Source organism: Streptomyces sp. NPDC036764 (assembly GCF_055609385.1).
On record NZ_JBVJPT010000014.1, the window covers coordinates 197,692 to 220,224 of the forward strand.

21 protein-coding genes are annotated in these 22,533 nt (G+C 71.9%); 13 read left to right on the top strand and 8 right to left on the bottom strand.

The window, feature by feature from the left end; all coding sequences use genetic code 11:
• Window positions 1-112 precede the first annotated feature (112 nt).
• Together ACZ69Q_RS36625 and ACZ69Q_RS36630 are read left to right on the top strand one after the other, a co-directional pair.
• Window positions 113-1,603: an amino acid permease gene (locus tag ACZ69Q_RS36625; protein WP_471050685.1), complete on the top strand. Its 1,491-nt coding sequence runs from the start codon at window positions 113-115 to the stop codon at window positions 1,601-1,603.
• Between the two features lie 10 nt (window positions 1,604-1,613).
• Window positions 1,614-2,066 carry an Lrp/AsnC family transcriptional regulator gene (locus ACZ69Q_RS36630; protein WP_062713983.1) on the top strand — a complete coding sequence of 151 codons (453 nt, stop codon included), beginning with the start codon at window positions 1,614-1,616 and terminating at the stop codon, window positions 2,064-2,066.
• 50 nt (window positions 2,067-2,116) lie between these two features.
• On the opposite strand, the gene ACZ69Q_RS36635 is transcribed toward ACZ69Q_RS36630, so the two are convergent.
• Window positions 2,117-2,479 (bottom strand): hypothetical protein, encoded by a 363-nt coding sequence (locus ACZ69Q_RS36635; protein WP_471050689.1) that lies wholly within the window; start codon window positions 2,477-2,479, stop codon window positions 2,117-2,119.
• 76 nt (window positions 2,480-2,555) lie between these two features.
• Entirely contained in the window at window positions 2,556-3,296 is a 741-nt protein-coding gene (locus tag ACZ69Q_RS36640) for a GntR family transcriptional regulator (RefSeq protein WP_471050692.1), read from the bottom strand.
• A gap of 226 nt (window positions 3,297-3,522) precedes the next feature.
• Here ACZ69Q_RS36640 and ACZ69Q_RS36645 point away from each other — a divergent pair, with 226 nt between their 5' ends.
• From ACZ69Q_RS36645 to ACZ69Q_RS36670, 6 genes are all read left to right on the top strand, one after another.
• The gene (locus ACZ69Q_RS36645; protein WP_471050695.1) at window positions 3,523-4,680 is read left to right on the top strand and encodes an ABC transporter substrate-binding protein; all 1,158 of its coding nucleotides are present in this window, start codon (window positions 3,523-3,525) and stop codon (window positions 4,678-4,680) included.
• A complete protein-coding gene (locus ACZ69Q_RS36650) occupies window positions 4,677-5,576 on the top strand; it encodes an ABC transporter permease (RefSeq protein WP_471050697.1) in 900 nt (299 codons plus the stop codon). Before ACZ69Q_RS36645 ends, ACZ69Q_RS36650 begins: the two co-directional genes overlap by 4 nt.
• Window positions 5,564-6,376, top strand: a complete 813-nt coding sequence (locus ACZ69Q_RS36655) for an ABC transporter permease (RefSeq protein WP_471050700.1) — start codon at window positions 5,564-5,566, stop codon at window positions 6,374-6,376. Before ACZ69Q_RS36650 ends, ACZ69Q_RS36655 begins: the two co-directional genes overlap by 13 nt.
• 2 nt (window positions 6,377-6,378) lie before the next feature.
• Complete coding sequence (locus tag ACZ69Q_RS36660) at window positions 6,379-7,458, top strand: ABC transporter ATP-binding protein (protein WP_471050702.1); 1,080 nt, start codon at window positions 6,379-6,381, stop codon at window positions 7,456-7,458.
• A gap of 46 nt (window positions 7,459-7,504) precedes the next feature.
• Window positions 7,505-8,968 carry an HAD-IA family hydrolase gene (locus tag ACZ69Q_RS36665; protein ID WP_471050705.1) on the top strand — a complete coding sequence of 488 codons (1,464 nt, stop codon included), beginning with the start codon at window positions 7,505-7,507 and terminating at the stop codon, window positions 8,966-8,968.
• Between the two features lie 120 nt (window positions 8,969-9,088).
• Window positions 9,089-10,285 (top strand): MFS transporter, encoded by a 1,197-nt coding sequence (locus ACZ69Q_RS36670; RefSeq protein ID WP_471050707.1) that lies wholly within the window; start codon window positions 9,089-9,091, stop codon window positions 10,283-10,285.
• Here ACZ69Q_RS36670 and ACZ69Q_RS36675 read toward each other — a convergent pair.
• Window positions 10,254-10,787 (bottom strand): Repetin, encoded by a 534-nt coding sequence (locus ACZ69Q_RS36675; protein WP_471050710.1) that lies wholly within the window; start codon window positions 10,785-10,787, stop codon window positions 10,254-10,256. The two genes, ACZ69Q_RS36670 and ACZ69Q_RS36675, sit on opposite strands and share 32 nt — an antisense overlap.
• A 298-nt stretch (window positions 10,788-11,085) precedes the next feature.
• On the opposite strand from ACZ69Q_RS36675, the gene ACZ69Q_RS36680 reads away from it, so the two are divergent.
• Together ACZ69Q_RS36680 and ACZ69Q_RS36685 are read left to right on the top strand one after the other, a co-directional pair.
• The gene (locus tag ACZ69Q_RS36680; protein ID WP_471050712.1) at window positions 11,086-11,874 is read left to right on the top strand and encodes a carbon-nitrogen hydrolase family protein; all 789 of its coding nucleotides are present in this window, start codon (window positions 11,086-11,088) and stop codon (window positions 11,872-11,874) included.
• A gap of 47 nt (window positions 11,875-11,921) precedes the next feature.
• Window positions 11,922-13,625, top strand: coding sequence for a flavin monoamine oxidase family protein (locus tag ACZ69Q_RS36685; RefSeq protein ID WP_471050715.1), 1,704 nt, complete (start codon window positions 11,922-11,924; stop codon window positions 13,623-13,625).
• 22 nt (window positions 13,626-13,647) lie between these two features.
• On the opposite strand, the gene ACZ69Q_RS36690 is transcribed toward ACZ69Q_RS36685, so the two are convergent.
• Together ACZ69Q_RS36690 and ACZ69Q_RS36695 are read right to left on the bottom strand one after the other, a co-directional pair.
• Window positions 13,648-14,577: an LLM class F420-dependent oxidoreductase gene (locus ACZ69Q_RS36690; protein ID WP_471050717.1), complete on the bottom strand. Its 930-nt coding sequence runs from the start codon at window positions 14,575-14,577 to the stop codon at window positions 13,648-13,650.
• A 119-nt stretch (window positions 14,578-14,696) separates the two neighbouring features.
• Window positions 14,697-15,383 (bottom strand): DUF5995 family protein, encoded by a 687-nt coding sequence (locus ACZ69Q_RS36695; protein WP_471050719.1) that lies wholly within the window; start codon window positions 15,381-15,383, stop codon window positions 14,697-14,699.
• A gap of 172 nt (window positions 15,384-15,555) precedes the next feature.
• Here ACZ69Q_RS36695 and ACZ69Q_RS36700 point away from each other — a divergent pair, with 172 nt between their 5' ends.
• Window positions 15,556-16,689: a glycoside hydrolase family 6 protein gene (locus tag ACZ69Q_RS36700; RefSeq protein WP_471050903.1), complete on the top strand. Its 1,134-nt coding sequence runs from the start codon at window positions 15,556-15,558 to the stop codon at window positions 16,687-16,689.
• Here ACZ69Q_RS36700 and ACZ69Q_RS36705 read toward each other — a convergent pair.
• Window positions 16,671-18,083, bottom strand: a complete 1,413-nt coding sequence (locus tag ACZ69Q_RS36705; protein ID WP_471050721.1) for a uracil-xanthine permease family protein — start codon at window positions 18,081-18,083, stop codon at window positions 16,671-16,673. The two genes, ACZ69Q_RS36700 and ACZ69Q_RS36705, sit on opposite strands and share 19 nt — an antisense overlap.
• Before the next feature lie 145 nt (window positions 18,084-18,228).
• Between ACZ69Q_RS36705 and ACZ69Q_RS36710 the strand changes: the two genes are divergently transcribed.
• A complete protein-coding gene (locus ACZ69Q_RS36710) occupies window positions 18,229-18,687 on the top strand; it encodes an acyl-CoA thioesterase (RefSeq protein WP_471050723.1) in 459 nt (152 codons plus the stop codon).
• On the opposite strand, the gene ACZ69Q_RS36715 is transcribed toward ACZ69Q_RS36710, so the two are convergent.
• Complete coding sequence (locus tag ACZ69Q_RS36715; RefSeq protein WP_471050724.1) at window positions 18,647-19,858, bottom strand: MFS transporter; 1,212 nt, start codon at window positions 19,856-19,858, stop codon at window positions 18,647-18,649. The two genes, ACZ69Q_RS36710 and ACZ69Q_RS36715, sit on opposite strands and share 41 nt — an antisense overlap.
• Window positions 19,859-19,995: 137 nt before the next feature.
• Here ACZ69Q_RS36715 and ACZ69Q_RS36720 point away from each other — a divergent pair, with 137 nt between their 5' ends.
• Window positions 19,996-21,240, top strand: coding sequence for an ROK family transcriptional regulator (locus tag ACZ69Q_RS36720; RefSeq protein ID WP_471050727.1), 1,245 nt, complete (start codon window positions 19,996-19,998; stop codon window positions 21,238-21,240).
• A gap of 481 nt (window positions 21,241-21,721) precedes the next feature.
• On the opposite strand, the gene ACZ69Q_RS36725 is transcribed toward ACZ69Q_RS36720, so the two are convergent.
• Window positions 21,722-22,477: an SDR family oxidoreductase gene (locus ACZ69Q_RS36725; RefSeq protein ID WP_471050730.1), complete on the bottom strand. Its 756-nt coding sequence runs from the start codon at window positions 22,475-22,477 to the stop codon at window positions 21,722-21,724.
• Window positions 22,478-22,533 lie beyond the last annotated feature (56 nt).

Consider the following 22,533-nt stretch of genomic DNA (forward strand, 5'->3'; position numbering starts at 1 on the left):
GTAGGCTGTCGCCTCGTACGTGGCGTGGCAGGGACCCCGCTCGGTGGGTCCCTGCTGCAAGGGGTGCCGCTGGTCCCTGCCGCCCTGAACGGCAGCGATAAGGAGCCAGCGCGTGCTCGACCAAGGCGCACCCCCGCAATCCCCAGGCCGGACGGCCGCCCCGGCACCCCTCGGCGTCGGCGCGCGTCTGATGCGCCGCAAGCCCGTGGAACACCTGGTCGCGGAGGGTGGCCAGGGCGACGGAGGGTCCCTGCGACGCTCCCTCGGCCTGTGGCAGCTCACCATGATCAGCATCGGTGCCACCCTCGGCACCGGCATCTTCGTCGTCCTCGGCGACGCCGTCCCGGAGGCCGGTCCCGCGGTCACCCTGGCCTTCGTGATCGCCGGCCTCACGGCGCTCTTCTCGGCCCTGTCCTACGCCGAGCTGGCCGGCAGCATCCCGGTCGCGGGCTCCTCCTACTCGTATGCGTACGCAACGATGGGTGAGCTGGTCGCCTGGGTCTGCGGCTGGTGTCTGGTGCTGGAGTACGGCGTCTCGGTGGCCGCAGTCGCCGTCGGCTGGGGCGAGTACCTCAACGAGCTCCTCGACGGGACGATAGGCGTCACCATCCCGTCCGTGCTGTCCTCCGCACCCGGCGAGGGCGGGATCATCAATCTGCCCGCGCTGATCGTCGTGCTGCTGGCGATGATCTTCCTGCTCGGCGGCGTGCGCGAGTCCGCACGCGCCAACACGATCATGGTCGCCGTCAAGATCGCGGCTCTGGTGCTGTTCTGCGCGGTCGGCTTCATGGGCTTCAAGTCCGGCAACTACGAGGACTTCATGCCGCTCGGCATGGCCGGCGTGAGCGCCGCGGGTGCCACGCTGTTCTTCTCCTACATCGGCTTCGACGCCGCCTCCACCGCCGGTGAGGAGGCCAAGGACCCCAAGAAGGACCTGCCGCGGGCGATCATGCTCTCGCTGATCATCGTGACCGCGCTGTACGTCCTCGTCGCGGGTGTCGCCGTCGGCGCCTGGAACTGGACCAAGTTCGAGGGCTCCGAGGCCTCGCTCGCCGCGATCATGAACGACGTCAGCGGCCAGTCCTTCTACGGCACGCTGCTCGCCCTCGGCGCCGTCATCTCCATCGCGAGCGTGGTCCTCACCGTGCTCTACGGCCAGACCCGCATCCTCTTCGCGATGTCCCGTGACGGCCTGGTGCCCAAGGCGCTCGGCAAGGTCCACGCGAAGACCGGGGCGCCGCGCCTCAACACGATCATCGTGTCCCTGTTCTGCGGCGCGCTCGCGGCGCTCATCCCGCTGGGCAAGCTCGTCGACGCCACCAGCATCGGCACGCTGTTCGCCTTCGCGCTGGTCAACATCGCGGTGATCGTGCTGCGCGTGAAGCGGCCGGAGCTCGAGCGCACGTTCAGGGTGCCGTTCGGGCCGGTGCTGCCGGTGCTGGGCTTCCTGTTCTGCGCGTACAACATGTTCAGCCTCGACACCGTCACCTGGGTGGTCTTCGGGTGCTGGATGGCGGCCGGTCTCGTGTTCTACTTCCTGTACGGCTATCGCCGTTCCCGTCTCGCGACGGACGCAGCTCTCGCAACGCCAGAAGTGAAGTGAACCACCCGCAGTGCTGAACGATCTCGACGAACGCATCGTGCACGCCCTCGCCGAGGACGCCCGCCGCTCCTACGCGGACATCGGGCAGCTCGTCGGCCTGTCCGCGCCCGCCGTGAAACGGCGTGTGGACCGGCTGCGTGCCACCGGAGCCATCACCGGATTCACCGTACGGGTGGACCCGTCCGCCCTCGGTTGGGAGACCGAGGGGTTCGTCGAGATCTACTGCCGGCACAACACCTCGCCGGAGACGATCCGGCGGGGTCTTGAGCGGTACCAGGAGGTTGTGGCCGCGTCCACCGTCACCGGGGACGCGGATGCCGTGGTGCAGGTCTTCGCCTCTGACATGCGGCATTTCGAGCGGGTTCTCGAGCGGATCGCCGGGGAGCCGTTTGTGGAGCGGACCAAGTCGGTGCTGGTGCTGTCGCCGTTGTTGCGGCGGTTTTCTTCCGGGTCGCCCACGTAGTTTTCTGGGTGCGGGTGGGTGGGGGCTTGTCGCGCAGTTCCCCGCGCCCCTTAAGCGGCGTTCTTGCGGACCTTCGTCAGCATGTGCCGTACGACCAGTGCGTGGGCGCCCGTGCCGATGACCAGCAGTCGGTAGAGGGCACCGGACCGGCCGGGAAACCTCGCTCGGGTCTCGGCCCGCAGCCGTGTGCGTCCCGCGCCCGACTCCTCCAGGTGGAAGATCAGGGCGTACGTGGAGAACGGGTGCCGGCCGACCAGGGCCAGTTCGTGGCCGGGGGCCGCCACGGCCACCCGGAAGCCGCGCGTGCCGTTCATCATGGCGCCCAGCTCGTGCCAGACGGCGTCGGCGTTCGCCTCGACCGTCGTCGCGTGTTCGTCGACGAACGGCAGTGCGGGGATATCGGTGGCGTCCATGGGGGAAGTCTCGCTGCTCGTCCACGCGGCGGCCTCCTCCGGCAGGCGGACTCGCATAGCCAAACGGCGGAGAGGGTCAGTCGGCCGTCTTGCGAGCCAGCGCGTTGTTGTCGATCGAGTTGTGCACGCTGAAGCTCACCGCGTCCGAGCGGTAGCGGTCGTCCGACCACTCCACAGGGCGGCCCTCGCGGGTCGTCGTCACGCGTCGTACCCGCAGGAGCGGGCTCGTGCGGCGGATGCCCAGAAGTTCCGCGTCCTGCGCGCCCGCTGACACCGCGTCGATGACGTGCTCGCCGTAGGCGAAGACCAACCCCGTGTCCTCGTACAGGCGTTGGGTGACCGACGCGCAGTCGGGCTCTATGGACTCGACGGCCGGCGAGATCCAGTCCGCGTAGACCGTGCGCTCCAGGAGCACCGGTTCGCCGTCCAGGCCGCGTACCCGCAGGACGTGCAACACCGGTGTGCCGGCGGGCAGTTGGAGGCGGACCGCGTCCTCCTTCGTCGCCGGGCGGTACTCCTGGGTGACCACGTGGCCGGTCGCCTCCCGGCCCATCGCGTTCGCCCACTGGGCGAAGCTGCGCAGCTCGGCGAAGCTCTGGCTGCGGCGGCTGGCCAGGACCACCCGGCGGGCGCCCTGGCGCGAGCCGATGAGGCCCTCGGCGGTCAGTGCCGCGACGGCCTGCCGGACCGTGCCGCGCGAGACGCCGTAGTGGGCCGCGAGGTCCGTCTCGGCGGGCAGCAGTGAGCCGACCGTGTACTCCTCGCGGTCGATCGCCCGACGCAGCTCGTCGGCGATCTCCTCGTGTCGCGCCGTCATGCTTCCCCTCTGAGTCCGTCGCTGTGCACAGCGTGACCAGCGTAATCGAGATCGTCCGGCACTCCGTTCCTGAGGGGACTGTGCACAAATTCAGGGCAGAGGCTTTCGCCAGTGTTAACGAACGTGTCACCATCGGCGGGCCTACTGGGGCCAACTTGTTCAGACAAGTTCGAGATCTTTCCTGGGCAAGATCCTCCTGCACCCTCGCGCGTCCCCTGGAGAAACCGTGTCCGCTTCCCTGCCGAGAAACGCCGCCCTCGGCGGTGCCCTCGCCGTCGTCGCCGCGCTCGCCCTGAGCGCCTGTGGCGCCGCCCCCGACAACGCGTCCACCGCCGCCGACGGCAAGAGCGCCGCGACCGCCACCTCGGCCGCCGACCTCGGCGGCATCGACAAGCTGGTCGAGGCGGCCAAGAAGGAGGGCACGCTGCACGCCATCGCGCTGCCCCGTGACTGGGCCAACTACGGCGCCCTCATCGACGGCTTCCAGAAGAAGTACGGCATCAAGATCGAGGTCGAGAGCCCCGACGGCTCCAGCCAGGACGAGATCAACGCCGTGACGTCGAGGAAGGGCCAGGACCGCGCCCCCGACGTCCTCGACCTCGGCAGCTCCTTCGCGCTGAGCGCCGCCCAGCAGGGGCTGCTCGCGCCGTACAAGGTGGCGGCGTTCGCCGACATCCCCGAGGGCCAGAAGGACGCGCAGGCCCGCTGGTACAACGACTACGGCGGCTACATCTCCATCGGCTGCGACGCGAAGCGGGTCAAGGAGTGCCCGAAGACCTTCGCCGATCTGCTGAAGCCGCAGTACAAGGGCCAGGTCGCCCTCAACGGCAACCCCACCAAGTCCGGTTCGGCCTTCGGCGGCGTGTACGCGGCGGCCCTGGCGAACGGCGGCTCCTTCGACGACATCCAGCCCGGCCTCGACTTCTTCGCCAAGCTGAAGAAGAACGGCAACTACACGCCCGTCGAGTCGACCCCGGCCACCGTCGAGAAGGGCGAGACGCCGATCAGCATCGACTGGGACTACCTCAACGCCGGCTACGCCGAGGAGTTCAAGTCCAAGGGCGTCGACTGGCAGGTGTCGGTGCCGAGCGACGGCAAGTTCTCGCAGTACTACTCCCAGGCCATCAACAAGGACGCCCCGCACCCCGCGGCCGCCCGCCTGTGGCAGGAGTACCTCTACAGCGCCGAGGGCCAGAACCTGTGGCTCAAGGGCTTCGCCCGTCCGGCCCTGATGACCGCCCTGGAGAAGGCCGGCACCCTCGACAAGACGGCCGCGGCCAAGCTGCCCGAGGTCTCCGGGACGCCCTCCTTCCCGACCGAGGCCCAGCAGAGCAAGGCCAAGACGGTCCTCGGGCAGGGCTGGGCGAAGGCCGTCTCCGGATGACGACCACCCTCACCCGGGTCGACACGGCGACCGCCGCTGCGCACAAGCGGCGGCGCCGTGCCCTTGGCGGAGGGCTCGCCGTCGTCCCGCTGCTCGCCTTCACCGCCATCGCCTTCGGGCTGCCCGCCCTGGCCATGCTGGACGGCGCCTTCACCGTCAAGGACCCTGCCACCGGGGCGACTTCGTACAGCGCCGGCAACCTGACGACCTCGCTGCAGGGCGCCTACCTCACGGCCCTGCTCGGCAGCGTCAAGCTGTCCGCCGTATCCGCCGCCCTCGGCGCCCTCCTCGGGCTGCCGCTCGCCCAGGCCGTGGCGACCTCCCGCTTCCGCGCGCTGCGCGAGGCCGTGCTCACCGCGTCCGGGGTCCTCGCCAACTTCGGCGGCGTCCCGCTGGCCTTCGCCTTCGTCGCCACGCTCGGCAACGCCGGTGTGCTGACCCGGCATCTGGGCCTGACGGACAAGGGCTGGGACCTCTACAGCTTCTGGGGACTCGTCCTCGTCTACCTGTACTTCCAGATCCCGCTGATGGTGCTCACCATCACCCCGGCCCTGGAGGGCCTGCGCTCCCAGTGGCGCGAGGCCGCGCAGAACAATGGCGCGACGACCGTGCAGTACTGGCGGCATGTGGCCCTGCCCGTCCTGCTGCCCACGCTCCTCGGCGGGTTCGTCCTGCTCTTCGGCAGCGCCTTCGCCGCATACGCCACGGCCGCCGCCATGGTGGGCAGCTCCGTCCCGCTGATCACCCTCCAGATCGCCGACGCCCTCTCCGGCAACGTCCTCGTCGGGCAGGAGAACGTGGCGCTCGCCCTCAGCCTCGACATGGTCCTGATCGCCGGCCTGGTCATGGCCGTGTATCTGCCCCTGCAACGACGGAGTGCGCGATGGCTCGCCTGAACCTGTGGCGGTGGGGCGTGCTCGGCCTCGCCGGACTGTACTTCCTGGTGCCGCTGGCCGCGTCCGTCGTCTTCACGGTGGACGTGCCCGGGCAGGGCCTGACCTTCGACGCCTACACCCAGATCCTGTCCACCGACGGCTTCGTCTCCGCTCTGCTGCTCTCGCTGGAGCTGGCCGTCGCCACCATCGCCGTCGTCCTGCTGCTGATGGTGCCCGCCATGGTCGCGCTGCGGCTCGGCGCGCCCCGGCTTCGGCCGGTCGTCGAGGTGGTGTGCTCGCTGCCGCTGGTCGTGCCGCCGATCGCGTTCGTCGCCGGGATCGGGACGGTGCTGAAGTGGGGGCCCGATCATCTCTCGCGCACGCCGCTGTTCCAGACCTTCGTCGCGATCCAGAACCCGGACTTCCCCGTGGTGCTCGTCCTGGCCTACGTCGTGATGGCGCTGCCGTTCGTGTACCGGGCCCTGGACGCCGGGCTGCGCGCCATCGATGTACGCACCCTCGTGGAGGCCGCCCGGAGCTGCGGCGCGGGCTGGCCGCAGGCGCTGGTCCGGGCCGTCCTGCCCAACCTCCGCGGTGCCCTGCTCAACGCCTCCTTCCTCACCCTCGCCCTGGTGCTCGGCGAGTTCACGGTCGCGCGGCTGCTGGGCTTCGTGCCGTTCGCCGTGTGGATCGTGAACGTCAGCGGCTCGCAGGCCCAGATGTCCGTCGCCGTGTCCGTGCTCAGCCTGCTCGTGACCTGGGTGCTGCTCCTCGTGCTCGCCGGCTTCGGCGGCCGTACCCGTACTACCTCCCGGGGATGAACATGACCGTGCTCGAAAAGACCGCTGAAGCCACGGCCACGCAGGCCGCCAACGTCGAATTCCGCGGCCTGCGCCGGGAGTTCGGACCCACCGTCGCCCTCGACGGGCTCGACCTGACCGTCGAGCCGGGTGAACTCCTCGCCCTGCTGGGCCCGTCCGGCTGCGGCAAGACCACCGCGCTGCGCATGCTCGCCGGGTTCGAACACCCCGACTCCGGCGCGGTCCTGGTGGACGGCGAGGACGTCACCGGCATCCCCGCGCACCGCAGGGACGCCGGGATGGTCTTCCAGTCGTACAGCCTCTTCCCGCATCTGAGCGCGCTCGACAACGTGGCCTTCGGGCTGCGCATGCGCAAGGTGCGCACCGCCGAACGGCGCGCCCGTGCCGCCGAGTTGCTGGAGCTGGTCGGCCTCGCCGACAAGGGCGAGCGGTTCCCGCACCAGCTCTCCGGCGGCCAGCAGCAGCGCATCGCCCTGGCCCGCGCCCTCGCCCTGCGCCCGCGCGTCCTGCTGCTGGACGAGCCGCTGTCCGCGCTCGACGCCAAGGTGCGCCTGACGCTGCGCGAGGAGATCCGGCGGCTTCAGCAGGAGCTCGGCATCACCACGCTGTTCGTCACCCACGACCAGGAGGAGGCCCTGTCGATGGCCGACCGGGTCGCCGTCATGCGGTCCGGACGGCTCGAACAGTGCGCCGCGCCCGCCGAGTTGTACGGCCGCCCCGCCACCGCCTTCGTCGCCGAGTTCGTCGGCACGATGAGCCGGATCCCGGGCACGCTCGTCGACGGCGGTGTCGAGGTGCTGGGCCGGCGGCTGCCGGTCGACGGCGACGTACCCTCGGTGTCCGACGTCGACGTGCTGGTGCGGCCGGAGGCCGTGGCCGTGCGCGCCGACGACGCCTCCGACGCGCGCGTGGTCGCCACCGCGTTCCTCGGGGCCACCACGCGGCTGACCGTACGGCTCGCCGACGGCACCGAGGTGAAGGCCGACCTGCCCGCCCATGAGACGGCCGCGCTCGGCGCGGGCGCCGCGGTGAGCGTGTCGCTGCCCGAGCGGCCCGTGCTGGTGGCCGAACGCAGCCGCTGACCCCCGTACGACCTACCTGATCCCCCCACGCAAGAAAGAGACAACCGTGACTCGACTCCCCCTCCAGGCCGTCCTGTTCGACATGGACGGCACGCTCGTCGACACCGAGCGACTGTGGTGGGAGGCGGTGGAGCAGGTCGCCGGCCGGGCCCTGACCGAGGCGGACGAGGCGGAGGTGCTCGGCCGGCCCGTCGAGCACACCGCCGACTGGCTCGCCGCGGCCACCGGCGCACCGGCCGCCGACCTCGCCGAGGCGCTGCACCGCGAGTTCGCCGACCGGGTCCGCGCCGGCATCGTCCCGCGCCCCGGCGCGCTCGAACTGCTCGACGCCCTGGCCCGCGACGGCATCCCCACGGCTCTGGTCACGGCGTCGCCCCGAGCCGTCGCCGACACCGTCCTCGAAGCCCTCGGCGCGAGCCGCTTCGCGGTCTCCGTCACCGCCGACGACACCGACCGCACCAAGCCCGCCCCCGACCCCTACCTCGCCGCCTGCCGCGCCCTCGGCGTCGACCCGGCGGCCTGCGTCGCCGTCGAGGACACCCGCACCGGCGTCAGCTCCGCGGAGGCGGCCGGCTGCACGGTCCTGGCGGTGCCCTCGCTCGCCCCGATCGAGCCGGCCCCCGGCCGCACCGTCCTGCCCAGCCTGGAGGGCGTCACCACGCAGCGGCTGCGCACCCTGCCGACCGCCGCCCCGCCCTCGCCCGAGCTGCGCGTCATGAGCTGGAACCTCTGGCACGGCGGCACCAGGGTCCACGACCACCTGGCCAAGCAGCTCAAGGTCATCGCCGAGACCGGCGTCGACGTGGTGGGCCTGCAGGAGACGAACGGCACCGCCGCCGAGGACCTCGCCGACGCCCTCGGCTGGTACCACCACCGGGCCGGCGAGAACCTCGGCATCATCAGCCGCCACCCGATCACGGCCCGCTTCGGCGACCCGGCCGTCGGTTTCTACGGTGCGGCCGGCGTCCGCATCCGGGCGGGGCAGCAGGAGGTCGACATCTGGACGGCCCACCTCGACTACACGCCCTACGGCCCGTACGAGTCCGCCTTCGACGGGCTCCCCGCCGCCGAGCTCATCGCCCACGAGAAGGTGCGGCTCGAACAGATGAGGGACGCCCTGCGCCGGATCGAGGAGAGCGCCGCTGCCGGCGTCCCTGTCGTCCTCGTCGGCGACTTCAACAGCCCCTCCCACCTGGACCGGCCGGACGTCGAGTGGCCGGTGACGAAGGCGGCAGAGGAGGCGGGCCTGCGCGACTCCTACCGTGAGGCCCACCCGGACCCCGCCGCCCACCCCGGCCACACCTGGTCGCCGATCCACGTCCTGCACGAGGACGGCAGCGGACGCCCCGAGCCGCAGGACCGGATCGACTTCGTGCTGCACCGGGGTCTGCGCGTGCTGCACTCCGAGACCCACGTCAGTGGCAGTCCGCGCCCCTGGCCGGACGTGGAGCACAACGAGTGGCCCTCCGACCATGCCGCCGTGATCACCACATTCTCCCTGCGCGAGTGAGCGGCAGGCGCCTACCATCGTTGCCATGACCCGGCGACATTGATCCAGCAGCCGTGCCTCCCGAGGGCCGCCTCGGACGCCGTACCCCCGGTGTCCGAAACGTCCCTGCGGGAAGGCCCCATGACACTCTCACCTGCGCGTGTGCCCGCCACCGGTCTCCGGCGGCTGACGACCACGCTGTACGGCTACTCGTTCCTCGACGACTTCGTCCTGCTCTACCCGGTGTACGCGCTGCTGTTCGCGGACACCGGCATGTCGCTCTGGCAGATCTCCTCCCTGTTCGCCCTGTGGTCGGTCACCGGCGTGCTGCTGGAGGTGCCCTCCGGTGCCTGGGCCGACGCGATGTCCCGGCGCCGGCTGCTCTGGTTCGGACCCCTGCTCACCGCCGCCGGCTTCGCGCTGTGGGTGGCGGTCCCGTCGTACTGGGCCTTCGCGGCCGGCTTCGTCCTGTGGGGCGCCGGAGGGGCACTCGGCTCCGGCGCCCTGGAGGCGCTCGTGTACGACGAGCTGGACAGGCTGGGCGCGGCCGACCGGTACGCCGGTGTCATGGGCAGGGCCCGGGCCGCGCGGCTGCTGGGCACCGTGTCCTCCATCGGCCTCGCGGGGCCCGTCCTCGCCCGGGGAGGCTATGCGGCGGTCGGTGCCGCGAGCTTTGCGGCCTGCCTGCTGACCGCCGCCGTCGCGACCCGGTTCCCCGAGCACCGGGTGCGACCGGAGGCCGGCGACGACGGCTGGGCGACGACCCTGCGGACCGGACTCGCCCAGGTCCGCGGGGACCGTTCCGTGCGCGGCGCCCTGCTGCTGGTCCCGGCCGTCGCCGCGGTGTGGGGCGCGCTGGACGAATACACCCCGCTGCTGGTCCGGGACATCGGTGTCGCCGAGGCGACCGTGCCCTACCTGATCATGCTGATCTGGGCCGGAGTCACCGTCGGCAGCCTCCTGACCGGACCGGCCGAGCGCCTCGGCCCGACCGGGCTCGCGGCGCTCCTCGCGGGCGCCGCCCTCGCCCTGGCCGTCGGCGCCGTGGCCCGCTCCCTTGCCGGTATCGCGCTCGTGAGCCTGGCCTTCGCCGGGTTCCAGGTGGCGGAGGTGCTCGCCGACGTCCGCCTCCAGCACCGCATCGACGAGTCCCGCCGGGCCACCCTCACCTCGGTGGCGAGCCTGGGCACCGAACTCGCCACCGTCGCCACCTTCGGCGTGTACGCGCTGCTCGGCACGCACGCCGCGCACAGCACCGTCTTCGCGGTGCTCGCCGTGCCCTACCTGGTGACGGCGCCGGCGCTGGCTAGAACTCGGGCCGCCACGGCACGACCGTGAAGTCGCCCGTCCCCTTCCTGACCTTCTCGAAGGGGGCGGAGCCCACACACTTCGGCAGCCCCTTCGTCTCGACGGGGCTGCCCGTGGAGGCCCAGCTATAGCCGAGCCGGTCGTGACGGCCGACGTCATGGACGGTGATGCCGACCCGCTTGCCCTCGGCGCCCGGCAGGTCGGAGTCGGTGATCACGCCGGAGACGACGGCCACCTTCCCGCCGGTGACCAGACAGTCGACCTTCGCCTTCGCCCGGGCGCCCTCGCCGTTCAGGTAGTGGCTGAACTCGAAGGTGCCGGTCGCCTTCGTCGGGTCGGCGTTGTCCTTCGCCGCCAGATGGGCGTCGAAGGAGAACGTGATGTCATCCCCGGCGGAGCGGTACAGCTTGGCGGTGCCGGTGAGTGCGGCGGCCTCGCGCCGCACCGGTGCGTCGGCGGCGGCGGTGGCGGCCGCCGTGGCGGTGAGCAGCAGTGCGGAGCCGAGCACGACGATCTTCATTCGGCGGTTCATCGCGGTCCTTTCCCCTGGTCAAGCGGACGTTCCCCACTCTCCCGGCGCCGTGCGGGCACCACATCGCGCCGGGGTCGGGACCGCGTCTCCGCCGCTCGGCGGGGGCGCCGCCCGGCCCTGCGCCCCGGGAACGAGCGGAGCTACGCCACAGGTCGCGCAACGAATCGCCGCCGACCCCCCGGCGCACGCAACAAACCGCTCACCGGCGCGCAACGGCTCCTTCTTGTCCGGCCTGGTCAGCCGCCCGTACCTTCTACATGGCCCCCACAATCACCCTTTCGCCCCGGTGAGGACACGCATGCGCACCGCCCTGCTCCAGAGCTCCGGCCGCCCCGGCTCGACCGTCGAGAACCTCAAGGTCCTCGACGACGCCGCGGGCCGTGCCGCCGCCGCGGGCGCCGGGCTGCTGGTCGCGCCGGAGATGTTCCTCACCGGGTACGCGATCGGCGACGACATCGCCCGCCTCGCCGAGCCCGCCGACGGCGACTGCGCGGACGCGATCGCCGAGACCGCCACCCGGCACGGCCTGGCGATCGTCTACGGCTACCCGGAGCGCGAGGGCGACGTCGTCTTCAACTCCGCCCAGATGATCTCCGCCGACGGCACCCGACTGGCGAACTACCGCAAGACCCACCTCTTCGGCTGCTTCGAGCGCGACCACTTCACGCCGGGCGAGCAGCAGGTCGTCCAGGCCGAGCTCGACGGCGTCCGGGTCGGCCTGCTGATCTGCTACGACGTCGAGTTCCCGGAGAACGTCCGGGCCCACGCCCTCGCCGGCACCGACCTGCTCGTGGTGCCGACGGCGCAGATGCACCCGTTCCAGTTCGTCGCCGAGTCGATGATCCCGGTGCGCGCCTTCGAGAACCAGATGTACGTCGCCTACGTCAACCGCGTCGGCCAGGAAGGGGAGTTCGAGTTCGTCGGCCTCTCCACGCTGGCCGGCCCCGACGGAGTCGCCCGCACCCGGGCCGGCCACGCCGAGGAACTCGTCCTCGCCGACGTCGACCCCGCCTTCGTCGCCGCCTCCCGCGAGGCGAACCCGTATCTGAAGGACCGCCGCCCCGGCCTCTACGGGTCGCTCGTCTGAAACGCCGCCCCGCTCTCCCTCACGCAGTCGCAAGGAGTCCGTACCCCATGACGTCCATGGTGCCCAACGCCGTCGAGCACACCGACGAGCAGCAGCAGCCGCCGATCACCATGTTCGGCCCGGACTTCCCTTACGCCTACGACGACTTCCTCGCCCACCCGGCGGGGCTCGGCCAGATACCGGCGACCGAACACGGCACCGAGATCGCGGTCATCGGCGGCGGCCTGTCCGGCCTCATCGCCGCCTACGAGCTGATGAAGATGGGCCTGAAGCCCGTCGTGTACGAGGCTGACCAGATCGGCGGCCGGCTGCGCACCGTCGGCTTCGACGGCCCCAGCACCGAGGGCCTCATGGCCGAGATGGGCGCGATGCGCTTCCCGCCGTCCTCCACGGCGCTCCAGCACTACATCGACCTCGTGGGCCTGAAGACCAGCCCGTTCCCCAACCCCCTCGCCGAGGCGACGCCCTCGACCGTCGTCGACCTCAAGGGCGAGTCGCACTACGCCGAGACGATCGACGACCTGCCGCAGGTCTACCGCGACGTCGCCGACGCCTGGAACAAGTGCCTCGAAGAGGGCGCCGACTTCTCCGACATGAACCGCGCCATGCGCGAGCGGGACGTGCCGCGCATCCGCGAGATCTGGGCGAAGCTCGTCGAGAAGCTCGACAACCAGACCTTCTACGGCTTCCTCTGCGACTCCGAGGCCTTCAAGTCCTTCCGGCACCGCGAGATCTTCGGTCAGGTCGGCTTCGGCACCGGCGGCTGGGACACCGACTTCCCGAACTCCATCCTGGAGATCCTGCGGGTCGTCTACACCGAGGCCGACGACCACCACCGCGGCATCGTCGGCGGCTCCCAGCAGCTCCCGGTGCGTCTGTGGGAGCGCGCGCCGGAGAAGATCGTCCACTGGTCCTACGGCACCTCGCTGGCGTCGCTGCACGAGAACGGCGAGCCCCGTCCGGCGGTGACCCGGCTGCACCGCGCCGCTGGCAACCGGATCACCGTGACCGACGCGGGCGGCGACATCCGCACCTACCCGGCGGCCGTCTTCACCGCCCAGTCCTGGATGCTGCTGTCCAAGATCGCCTGTGACGACTCGCTCTTCCCGATCGACCACTGGACGGCGATCGAGCGCACCCACTACATGGAGTCCTCGAAGCTGTTCGTGCCGGTGGACCGGCCGTTCTGGCTGGACAAGGACGAGGAGACCGGCCGGGACGTCATGTCGATGACGCTGACCGACCGCATGACGCGCGGCACCTACCTCCTGGACGACGGTCCGGACAAGCCCGCCGTCATCTGCCTCTCCTACACCTGGTGCGACGACAGCCTGAAGTGGCTGCCGCTGTCCGCGAACGAGCGGATGGAGGTCATGCTGAAGTCGCTCGGCGAGATCTATCCGAAGGTCGACATCAGGAAGCACATCATCGGCAACCCGGTGACCGTCTCCTGGGAGAACGAGCCCTACTTCATGGGCGCGTTCAAGGCCAACCTGCCCGGCCACTACCGCTACCAGCGGCGCCTGTTCACGCACTTCATGCAGGACCGGCTGCCCGAGGACAAGCGGGGCATCTTCCTCGCCGGCGACGACATCTCCTGGACGGCCGGCTGGGCCGAGGGCGCCGTCCAGACCGCGCTGAACGCGGTCTGGGGCGTGATGCACCACCTCGGCGGGAGCACCGACGCGGGCAACCCGGGTCCGGGCGACGTCTACGACGAGATCGCGCCGGTCGAGCTGCCCGAGGACTGAGCCCGCCCGGGCTGCCGGGCCGTCAGAGCCCGGCGGCCCGCACCGCCTCGTACACCTCGGCGGCGACGTCCTTGAGTTCCTGGGCGTCGCGCGCGAGGCCCTGGAGCTCGAAGAAGAACTCGTCGAGCCCGTCCACGGCGTGCGCGGCCAGGTCCTCGACGATCTGCTCGACGCTGCCCTGGAACGCGGCGCGGTCGGCGCCGTCGTACGCCTTCGCGCTGTACTGGACGTTGATCCGGACCACCGCCTGGATCGGCTCGGTGCGTCCGCGCTCGGCCGCGAGGTCCTGCAACTGCCGCCACTGCGAGGTGAGTTGCTCGGCGCCCATGGCGATCGGCATCCAGCCGTCGAGGCGGTCGACCAGCCGGGTCATCGCCTTCTTGCTGTTGGTGGGCACCAGGATCGGGATCGGCCGGGCGGGCTTGGGCGCGACCACGGCCGAGGCGATCTTGGAGTGCGGGCCCTCGTAGGACACGGGGTCCGGGCCCCACACGGCCCGGCACACGTCGATGATCTCGTCGAGGACCTTGCCGCGCTCCTCGAACGGCGCCACGCCCGCCGCCGCGTACTCGTCGAGCGACCAACCGGTGCCGAAGCCCGCCACGACCCGGCCGCCGCTCGCCGAGTCCAGCGTGGCGAGCGCCTTGGCGAGCTGGAACGGGTTGTGCAGAGGTGCCACCAGGACGCTGGTGCCGAGCCGGGCCCGCTCGGTCGCCGACGCCGCCAGGGTCAATGTCACCAAGGGGTCCGGCACACCGCGGTACATATCGGGCCACGCCAGCCCTTCGATGCCGTACAGGCCCTGGGTCTGCGGCTCCGGGAACAGGGCCCGCTCGTAGACCCACAGGCTCTCGTAGCCGATCCGCTCGGCGGTGCGCGCGACGTCCGGTACGTCACGGCCGATGTCGTACTGCTGGGCTTGAGGGAGGCTGAGCCCCAACCGAAGGGTCATCCGTACGCTCCTTTGCGTCGGTCAGTCACAGAGCACGTCGCGTTCGTCACTGACGGTTCAATCGTCAACTTAACTCGGGTACCCGCGTGGGTCAGGTGTACCGCGCGGTGTGGCCGAGATCAGTCCGCCAGTGGCGTGAGCAGCATGCGTCCCGCGAACCCCACCGCCGCGTCGAGCCGCTCGGTGAACTCCTCGGCGAGCTCCGGGAACCGGCGCAGGGCCCACAGCGCCCGGGCCGACGACCAGGTGGCGTCCCGCGCGCGCTCCAGGCTCCAGGAGCCGAGCAGATGGGTGAGCGGGTCGGCGATCTGGAGCAGATCGGGACCCGGCATCAGATCTTCGCGGATGCGCTCCTCCAGCGAGACGAGGAGATCACCCACGCGATCGAACTCATCCTCCAGCTCGACGGGTTCGCAGCCGAGGCTACGACAGGCGTCCACCACGGCGAGCGCCAGATCGTGGCCGATGTGCGCGTTGATGCCCGCGAGCGCGAACTGCAACGGACGTACGCCGGGATGCCGGCGCATCTGGAACAGGGGCCGCCAGCACGCGGGCGGACGCCGCTCGTCCTCGGCCGACTGAACCGCCGCGAGATACCGCTGCGCGAACCGCACGTCCAGCGTGATCGCCGCCCGCGCGTCCGGGAACCGGCCGCCGTCGATGTGCCGGTCGACCGCCTCCGTGACGGCGAGGTAGACACGGTTGAAGACGGCCACACCGTCGCGTTCGGGCAGCGTCGCTTCGAGGGCGCGCATACGGGAGATGACCGCGTCCACGGCTGTGGTGAATTGTTCGCATTGCGCCATGGGGGCAATGTCCCAGCTTTAGGCTGGCCGCAGTGTCGGCGGGCCCGGCGCTTCCCCAGAACGGGGGACGCGCTCGCTGTGGGGGAGGGGGAGCGGGACGGTGCCAGGCTCACGCGCCCAGCGACTGGCCGCACGCAGGGCCGAGCGCAGGAGGACCGCCCGGCGGGGCGTCATGGCGGTGGCGGCCTCGGTCGTGGTCGCCGTCGGCGCGGTGACCGGGATGGTCTCCGCGCTCGACGACCGCGGGGGCTCCGACGAGGCCGGGCCGCCCCGGGTGACGCGCTCGCCGAGTCTGGATTCCCTGCCGCTCCTGCCGTCCGCCTCCCCGTCGGTCACCAACTCCCCCTCGCCGACGTCCGCCTCGCCCACCAGGAGGCGGGAGAAGGCCACCCCCACGCCCTCGCCCAGGCGGACCGAGAGGAAGCAGAGCACCGCCTTGGTCTCCACGCGCCTGTACCGCCACCCCGACTCCCAGGTCCTTGAGTGGGTCCGCGACAACGCCGGCGACCCCCGGCACGCCGTCATCGAGTCCCGGATCGCCGCGCAGCCGGCCGCGGTGTGGTTCGCCGACTTCACGCCGGACACCATCACCGCCCGGGTCCGCGCGGTCACCTCGGGCGGTTCGGCGCTCGGGCGCGTGCCGGTGGTCGTGGCGTACGCGATACCGGACCGCGACTGCGGCGGGTACTCCGAGGGCGGGGCGCCCGGCCTCGACGCGTACGACGACTGGATCGACCGGTTCGCCGCCGGGCTCGGCTCCGGCGACGTCATCGTCATCCTGGAGCCCGACTCCGTCGCCCAGTCCGAGTGCCTCTCCGAGCGGGCCCGCGCCGACCGCTTCGCCTCCCTCGCCCGCGCCGGCCGTGTCCTGAAGGCGGCCAACCCCAAGGCCCGCGTCTACTACGACGCCGGACACTCCGGCTGGAACGCGCCCGCCAAGCAGGCGGAGCGGCTGCGGCAGGCAGGCGCCGCCTCGACCGCGTCCTCCGACGGCGTCTTCAGTAACGTCTCCAACTTCCACACCACGTCCGCCGAGATCGCCTACGACCGGCAGGTCCTCGACGCCCTCGGCGGCCCCCCGGGCCTGGGCGCAGTCATCGACACCAGCCGCAACGGCGCCGGCGCCCCGGCGGACGGGGAGTGGTGCGACCCGTCGGGCCGCAAGCTGGGCCGCGCGCCGACCCTGGCGACAGGCGAGTCCCGGATCGACGCCTACCTGTGGGTGAAGCTCCCGGGGGAGTCGGACGGGTGCAAGGGCAGGCCGGGCACGTTCACCGCGTCGTACGCCTACGAGCTGGCGCGCTGAGTCCCCTCGCCGGTGCCGCTCTCCTCGTCGTAGGACGACGTCCCCTCGTCGAGGAGCGGCTCCTGCGTCTTGAGGTGGGCCGGGGCGAACGCCCGCAGCGTGTGGTAGCCGGTGATGACCACCAACGTGCCGAGCGCGATGCCGCTCAGTTCGAAGGTGTCGGTGAACTCCATGGTGACGTTGCCGACGCCGATGATGATGCCCGCCGCGGCCGGCACCAGGTTCAGCGGATTGCGCAGGTCCACCTCGGCGTTGATCCAGATCTGCGCGCCGAGCAGGCCGATCATGCCGTACAGGATGACGGTGATGCCGCCGAGGACACCGCCCGGGATCGCGGCCACGATCGCGCCGAACTTGGGGCAGACGCCGAAGAGCAGCGCGAAGCCGGCGGCGGCCCAGTAGGCGGCGGTGGAGTAGACGCGGGTCGCCGCCATCACACCGATGTTCTCGGAGTACGTCGTGTTGGGCGGGCCGCCCACCGCCGTGGAGAGCACCGAGGCGGCGCCGTCCGCGGAGATCGCGGTGCCCAGCTTGTCGTCCAGGTTGTCGCCGGTCATCTCGCCGACGGCCTTGACGTGCCCGGCGTTCTCGGCGACCAGGGCGATGACGACGGGCAGCGCCACCAGGATCGCCGACCACTGGAAGGACGGGCCGTGCAGATCGGGCAGGCCGATCCAGTCGGCCTTGCCGACGCCGGAGAGGTCGAGGCGCCAGTGGTCGGTGAGCTTGCCGCTCGCGTCGACCGAGTGGATACGGCCGAAGATCCGGTCGAAGGCCCAGGAGATGCCGTAGCCGAAGACCAGGCCCAGGAAGATCGCGATCCGGGACCAGAATCCGCGCAGACAGACCACGGCCAGACCGGTGAACAGCATCACCAGCAGCGCCGTCCACTGGTCCTGCGGCCAGTACGTGGAGGCCGTCACCGGCGCCAGGTTGAAGCCGATCAGCATCACCACCGCGCCGGTGACGATCGGCGGCATCGTGGCGTGGATGATCCGCGCCCCGAACCGCTGCACGGCGAGCCCCACCAGGAACAGCACCGCGCCGACGACCAGGACCGCGCCGGTCACGACCGCGCTCGAACCGCCGTCGGCCCGGATGACCGCAGCGACGCCGACGAAGGAGAGCGAGCAGCCGAGGTAGCTGGGCACCCGGCCGCGCGTGGCCAGCAGGAAGATCACCGTCGCGACGCCCGACATCATGATCGCCAGGTTGGGGTCGAGCCCCATCAGGACCGGCGCCACGAACGACGCCCCGAACATCGCCACCACGTGCTGGGCGCCGAGTCCGACCGTGCGGGGCCAGGTCAGGCGTTCGTCGGGCCGGACGACCGCTCCGGGCGCCGGGGTTCGTCCGTCGCCGCCGTGCAGTTTCCAGCGGACGCCGAGATCCATGGTGCGGTTTCGCTTTCGTCGTACGGGTGGGTGTCCGGACCATTGTCAGGGACACCGGAGGCCGCGCCGACCCGGGCCCACCAGGGATGCTGAGCGTCCGCTTAGGATGGTGGGAGTCAACTCGTACGTCCCAGGAGTCCCGCAAGTGACCGCCGAAGCCCCGATCGCGCCCGCCCTGTCCTACGGCCGACTCGTCCCCGTCACCGTCCACTTCGACGACCTGGACGCGCTCGGGCTGCTGCACAACGCCCGCTACCCGCTGATGGTCGAGCGGGCCTGGGCCGAGCTGTGGCAGGAGCACGGCTTCCGCTTCGAGGGCGACTGGGTGGCCGCCGGCGACGCCTGCAACGCGGTCAAGGAACTGCGCATCTGCTACGAGGCGCCGGTCACCAAGCCCGGCGTCTACGCCGTCCACCTCTGGCTGGAGCGGCTCGGCAACACCGGGCTGACGTATGGCTTCCGGTTCTGCTCGGCCGACGGCTCGGTGACCTACGCCCACGGCACTCGGGTCCTGGTGCGGCTGGATGCCGGGACGCTGCGCCCGGCGCCGTGGAGCGAGGGCTTCAGGGCCGCGGGTCGGGAACTGCTGCGTCCGGCCGGCTGACCTTCGGGCGGTCGCGGTCACCGGCGCGCAGGACGCGCGCGAACACCACGAGCCCGAACGACAGCACGGTGACCAGGCAGAACGACACCATCAGGCTGGTGGCCTGAGCGATCCCGCCGATCGCGCTCGGGGCGACGAGGCCCGAGGTGTAGGTGATCGTCGCGACGCCCGCGATGGCCAGCGAGGGGTTGGGGCCGCTGCGGCCCGCCGCCGCGAAGCACAGCGGCACGACCACCGCGATGCCGAGCCCGAGCAGTGCGAACCCGGCCATCGCAAGGGCGGGCCGGTCCGACACGATGATGAGCAGTCCGCCGAGCGTGGCGAGGACGCCGCTGAACCGGACCGTGCGCACGGAGCCGTAGCGGTCCACCACCTTGTCGCCGGCGAGCCGGGCGATCGCCATGGTGAGCGTGAAGCCGGTCGTGCAGGCCGCCGCGAGACCCGCCGAGGTGTCGAGCTGGTCCCGCAGATAGACCGCCGACCAGTCCAGGCTCGCGCCCTCCGCGAACACCGCGCAGAACCCGACCGCCCCGATGAGCAGCGCCGACCTGGGCGGCAGCGCGAACCTCGGCGGCGGCTCCTCGTCCTCGGCCGGCTGGAGGTCGAGCACCCACTGACAGGCCGCCACACCCACAAGCGTGAGCGTCACCGCCGCGAGCGCGTGGTGCAGCCGGGCGTCCGAGCCGAGGTGCGCCGCGAGCGTGCCGGCCGCCGAGCCGACCAGGGCGCCCGCGCTCCACATGCCGTGCAGACCCGACATGATCGACCGGCCCAGCCGGGTCTCGACCTCGACGCCCAGCGCGTTCATCGCCACGTCCGACATGCCCGCCGTGGCGCCGTAGACGAACAGCGCCAGACACAGGGTCAGCAGGTTGGGGGCGAGCGAGGGCAGGATCAGCGCCAGCGTCCACAGGGCGATCAGTCCGCGCAGGGCGTTCCGGGCGCCGAAGCGGTGGGAGATGCTGCCCGCCAGCGGCATCGCGACGGAGGCGCCGAGCGCGGGGAAGGCGAGCGCGATGCCCAACTGGCCGGCGCTGACGCCGGCATGGTCCTGGATCCACGGCACGCGCGTCGCGAACGAGCCGGTGACGGCGCCGTGCACGGCGAAGACGGCGGCCACGGCGTACCGGGCGCGCCTCACTTCGCGCAGGTCGTAGACCATCCCACTCATTGTGCGATCCCTCCCGGTCTTCGTTTGTGCCTGATCCGGGCGTAAACTATCAGGAACCCTGCCTGATAGATAGGGTGCTTTCGTGGCCACCCGCTGCCGTACGCCGCACGGCCCAGCCGATCTGGAAGGATCCCGGCATGCCCGCATCCCCGAGCACCGCCCGGGCCATCAACGACCGGCTCGCCCTCCGACTGCTCCAGCAGCAGGGCTCGTTGACGGCAGGCCAGCTCAAGCAGCTCACCGGACTGTCCCGGCCGACCGTGGCCGACCTCGTCGAGCGCCTCACCGACGCCGGCCTGATAGCGGTCGTCGGTGAGGCGGGCGAGCAGCGTCGCGGCCCGAACGCCAAGCTGTACGGCATCGTCGCCGACCGCGCCCATCTGGCGGCCCTGGACGTCCGTACCGAAGGCGTCTCGGCGGTCGTGTCCGACCTGGTCGGCACCGTGCTCGCCGAGGCGTCGGTGCCGATCGGCGGCGACACCGGGACGGGGCCCGCCGTGGAGCAGGCGGTGGCGCTGGTGGAGCAGGTCGTGAAGGAGGCCGGGGCGGACCGGCTCCATACGGTGGGGATAGGCGCCCCGGGCCTCATCGACCCGGCGAGCGGGGAGCTGCGCGACTCCACCGGCCTGCCCGAATGGCACCGCAGCCTGGTCGCCGCCCTCCAGGAACGGCTCCCCGAGGCCCGCGTCAGCGTGGAGAACGAGACCAACCTCGCCGCTCTCGCGGAACAGCGCGACGGAGCGGCCGCCGACCGGGACACCTTCGTCCTGCTGTGGCTCGGTCATGGCACCGGCGCGGCGGTGGTCCTCGACGGCGCGCTGCGCCGCGGCGCCTCCGGCGGCACCGGTGAGATCGGTTTCCTGCCGGTGCCCGGGACGAGCGGGCTGCCCTCGGCGGTGGACTGCGAGGGCGGGTTCCACTCGCTGGCGGGTTCGGCGGCCATCGTGGACCTCGCGGGGTCGTTCGGCCTGCTGGTCGAGGACGCGTCCGCGCCCGAGCCGCTCGCCGCGGGGGTGGTGGGGAACGCCGTCGCGCTGGTGGCCGGCGCCGGGAACGCGCAGGTCGCGGACGGCCGGCCGGAGCGTGACGGTCCGTCGGACGCCGCCGACCGCTTCCTCGACACCCTCGCCGACCGCCTGGCGGTCGGCGTCGCCTCCGTCGTCGCCATCCTCGACCCCGGCTGCGTGGTCCTCGGTGGCGAGGTCGGGCAGGCCGGGGGAGAGGTGCTCGCCGCGCGGGTGGAGGAGCGGGTCCGTCGGATGTCACCGCTCGCGACCGTGGTGCGCCCCAGCGGCCTGGGCGGCGGCGCGGTCCTGCGCGGCGCGCTGCTCACCGCGCGCGACGCGGCGCAGGACGAGCTGTTCGCCCCGCCGGACCGCTGACCGGCAGGAGAGATCGCGCCGGCCAACAGTTCCGGCGCGGCCCTGCGGCCCAGCGACCCTGTGGCCCTGCGGCCCTGCGGCCCCGGCCCTGTGGCCCTGTGGCCCTGCGGCCCTGCGGCCCTGCGGCCTGGGTGGCGGTGCGGCTCTGCGCGGCGCGCTGCTCACCGCGCGCGATGCGGCGCAGGACGAGCTGTTCGCCCCGCCGGACCGCTGACCGGCACCAGAGATCGGGCCGGCCAGCCGTTCCGGTGCGGCCCAGGCGCCGGTCAGATGTCCGTCCCGCCCCCGCCTCGCCACCCCGGGCGCCGGTCAGATGTCCGTCCCGCCGCCGCCTCGCCGCCCCGGGCGCCGGTCAGATGTCCGTCCCGCCGCCGCCTCGCCGCCCCGGGCGCCGGTCAGATGTCCGTCCCGCCGCCGCCTCGCCGCCCCGGGCGCCGGTCAGATGTCCGTCCCGCCGCCGCCTCGCCGCCCCGGGCACCGGTCAGGCACCCGTTCCGCTCCCGCCCCGCCGCCCCAGGTACTCCTCGAACGTCCCCTTGCCCACCGCCTGGTCCGGGGCCAGGAGGCCGTCCGAGCGCATGCCTCGGTACGCCTTCCCCCACAGCGGCACGTTCACGACGAACCGCCTGCGGCCCGTCGCCTTCAGATAGGCGCGGGCCAGCGAGTCGAACGTCCGCACCTCGGGGCCGCCCATGTCCTCGACCCGCCCCGCGGGAGCCGCCTGGGCCAACTCGGCCAGCCGGTCCGCGACCTCCGTGACCTCGACGGGCTGGTCCCGCACACCGGCCGGGACCAGCATCACCGGCACCTTGGACAAGGCTGCGAGCACCCGCATCACCAGGTCGTGGAACTGGGTCGCGCGCAGCACGGTCCAGCCGAGCCCCGACTCCTCGACCATCCGCTCCACGGCGAGCTTGGACTTGTAGTAGCCGAGCGGCACCAGGTCCACGCCGACGATCGAGATGTAGAGCAGATGCCGTACGCCCGCCTTCCGCGCGGCCGCGATCAGCCGCCCCGCCGCCTCCTCGTCACCGCCGTTCTGCGAGCTCGCGCAGTGCACGACCGTGTCCACGCCCGCCATCGCGGTGTCCAGGCCGGGACCGCCCTTGCGCAGGTCGACGGCGTACGGCTGGGCGCGTCGGCTGAGCACCCGCACCTCGTGCCCGTCGGCGCGAAGCCGCTCGGCGACATGCCGGCCGAGTGTGCCGGTGCCGCCCGTCACCAGGATCGTGGTCATGCTGTGCAGTCCCTTCGAAAGGCCGGGCGCTCCCGGGTGAAGCGCCCCTCGCCGAC

What these genes read in the sequence shown, in the direction of transcription:
- ACZ69Q_RS36725 (WP_471050730.1), bottom strand. Translation starts at nt 22,477, where the DNA reads ATGACCACGATCCTGGTGACGGGCGGCACCGGCACACTCGGCCGGCAT.
- ACZ69Q_RS36635 (WP_471050689.1), bottom strand. Translation starts at nt 2,479, where the DNA reads ATGGACGCCACCGATATCCCCGCACTGCCGTTCGTCGACGAACACGCG.
- ACZ69Q_RS36680 (WP_471050712.1), top strand. Translation starts at nt 11,086, where the DNA reads ATGCGCACCGCCCTGCTCCAGAGCTCCGGCCGCCCCGGCTCGACCGTC.
- ACZ69Q_RS36660 (WP_471050702.1), top strand. Translation starts at nt 6,379, where the DNA reads ATGACCGTGCTCGAAAAGACCGCTGAAGCCACGGCCACGCAGGCCGCC.
- ACZ69Q_RS36715 (WP_471050724.1), bottom strand. Translation starts at nt 19,858, where the DNA reads ATGAGTGGGATGGTCTACGACCTGCGCGAAGTGAGGCGCGCCCGGTAC.
- ACZ69Q_RS36705 (WP_471050721.1), bottom strand. Translation starts at nt 18,083, where the DNA reads ATGGATCTCGGCGTCCGCTGGAAACTGCACGGCGGCGACGGACGAACC.
- ACZ69Q_RS36695 (WP_471050719.1), bottom strand. Translation starts at nt 15,383, where the DNA reads ATGGCGCAATGCGAACAATTCACCACAGCCGTGGACGCGGTCATCTCC.
- ACZ69Q_RS36640 (WP_471050692.1), bottom strand. Translation starts at nt 3,296, where the DNA reads ATGACGGCGCGACACGAGGAGATCGCCGACGAGCTGCGTCGGGCGATC.
- ACZ69Q_RS36690 (WP_471050717.1), bottom strand. Translation starts at nt 14,577, where the DNA reads ATGACCCTTCGGTTGGGGCTCAGCCTCCCTCAAGCCCAGCAGTACGAC.
- ACZ69Q_RS36670 (WP_471050707.1), top strand. Translation starts at nt 9,089, where the DNA reads ATGACACTCTCACCTGCGCGTGTGCCCGCCACCGGTCTCCGGCGGCTG.
- ACZ69Q_RS36700 (WP_471050903.1), top strand. Translation starts at nt 15,556, where the DNA reads ATGGCGGTGGCGGCCTCGGTCGTGGTCGCCGTCGGCGCGGTGACCGGG.
- ACZ69Q_RS36685 (WP_471050715.1), top strand. Translation starts at nt 11,922, where the DNA reads ATGACGTCCATGGTGCCCAACGCCGTCGAGCACACCGACGAGCAGCAG.
- ACZ69Q_RS36655 (WP_471050700.1), top strand. Translation starts at nt 5,564, where the DNA reads ATGGCTCGCCTGAACCTGTGGCGGTGGGGCGTGCTCGGCCTCGCCGGA.
- ACZ69Q_RS36675 (WP_471050710.1), bottom strand. Translation starts at nt 10,787, where the DNA reads ATGAACCGCCGAATGAAGATCGTCGTGCTCGGCTCCGCACTGCTGCTC.
- ACZ69Q_RS36650 (WP_471050697.1), top strand. Translation starts at nt 4,677, where the DNA reads ATGACGACCACCCTCACCCGGGTCGACACGGCGACCGCCGCTGCGCAC.
- ACZ69Q_RS36720 (WP_471050727.1), top strand. Translation starts at nt 19,996, where the DNA reads ATGCCCGCATCCCCGAGCACCGCCCGGGCCATCAACGACCGGCTCGCC.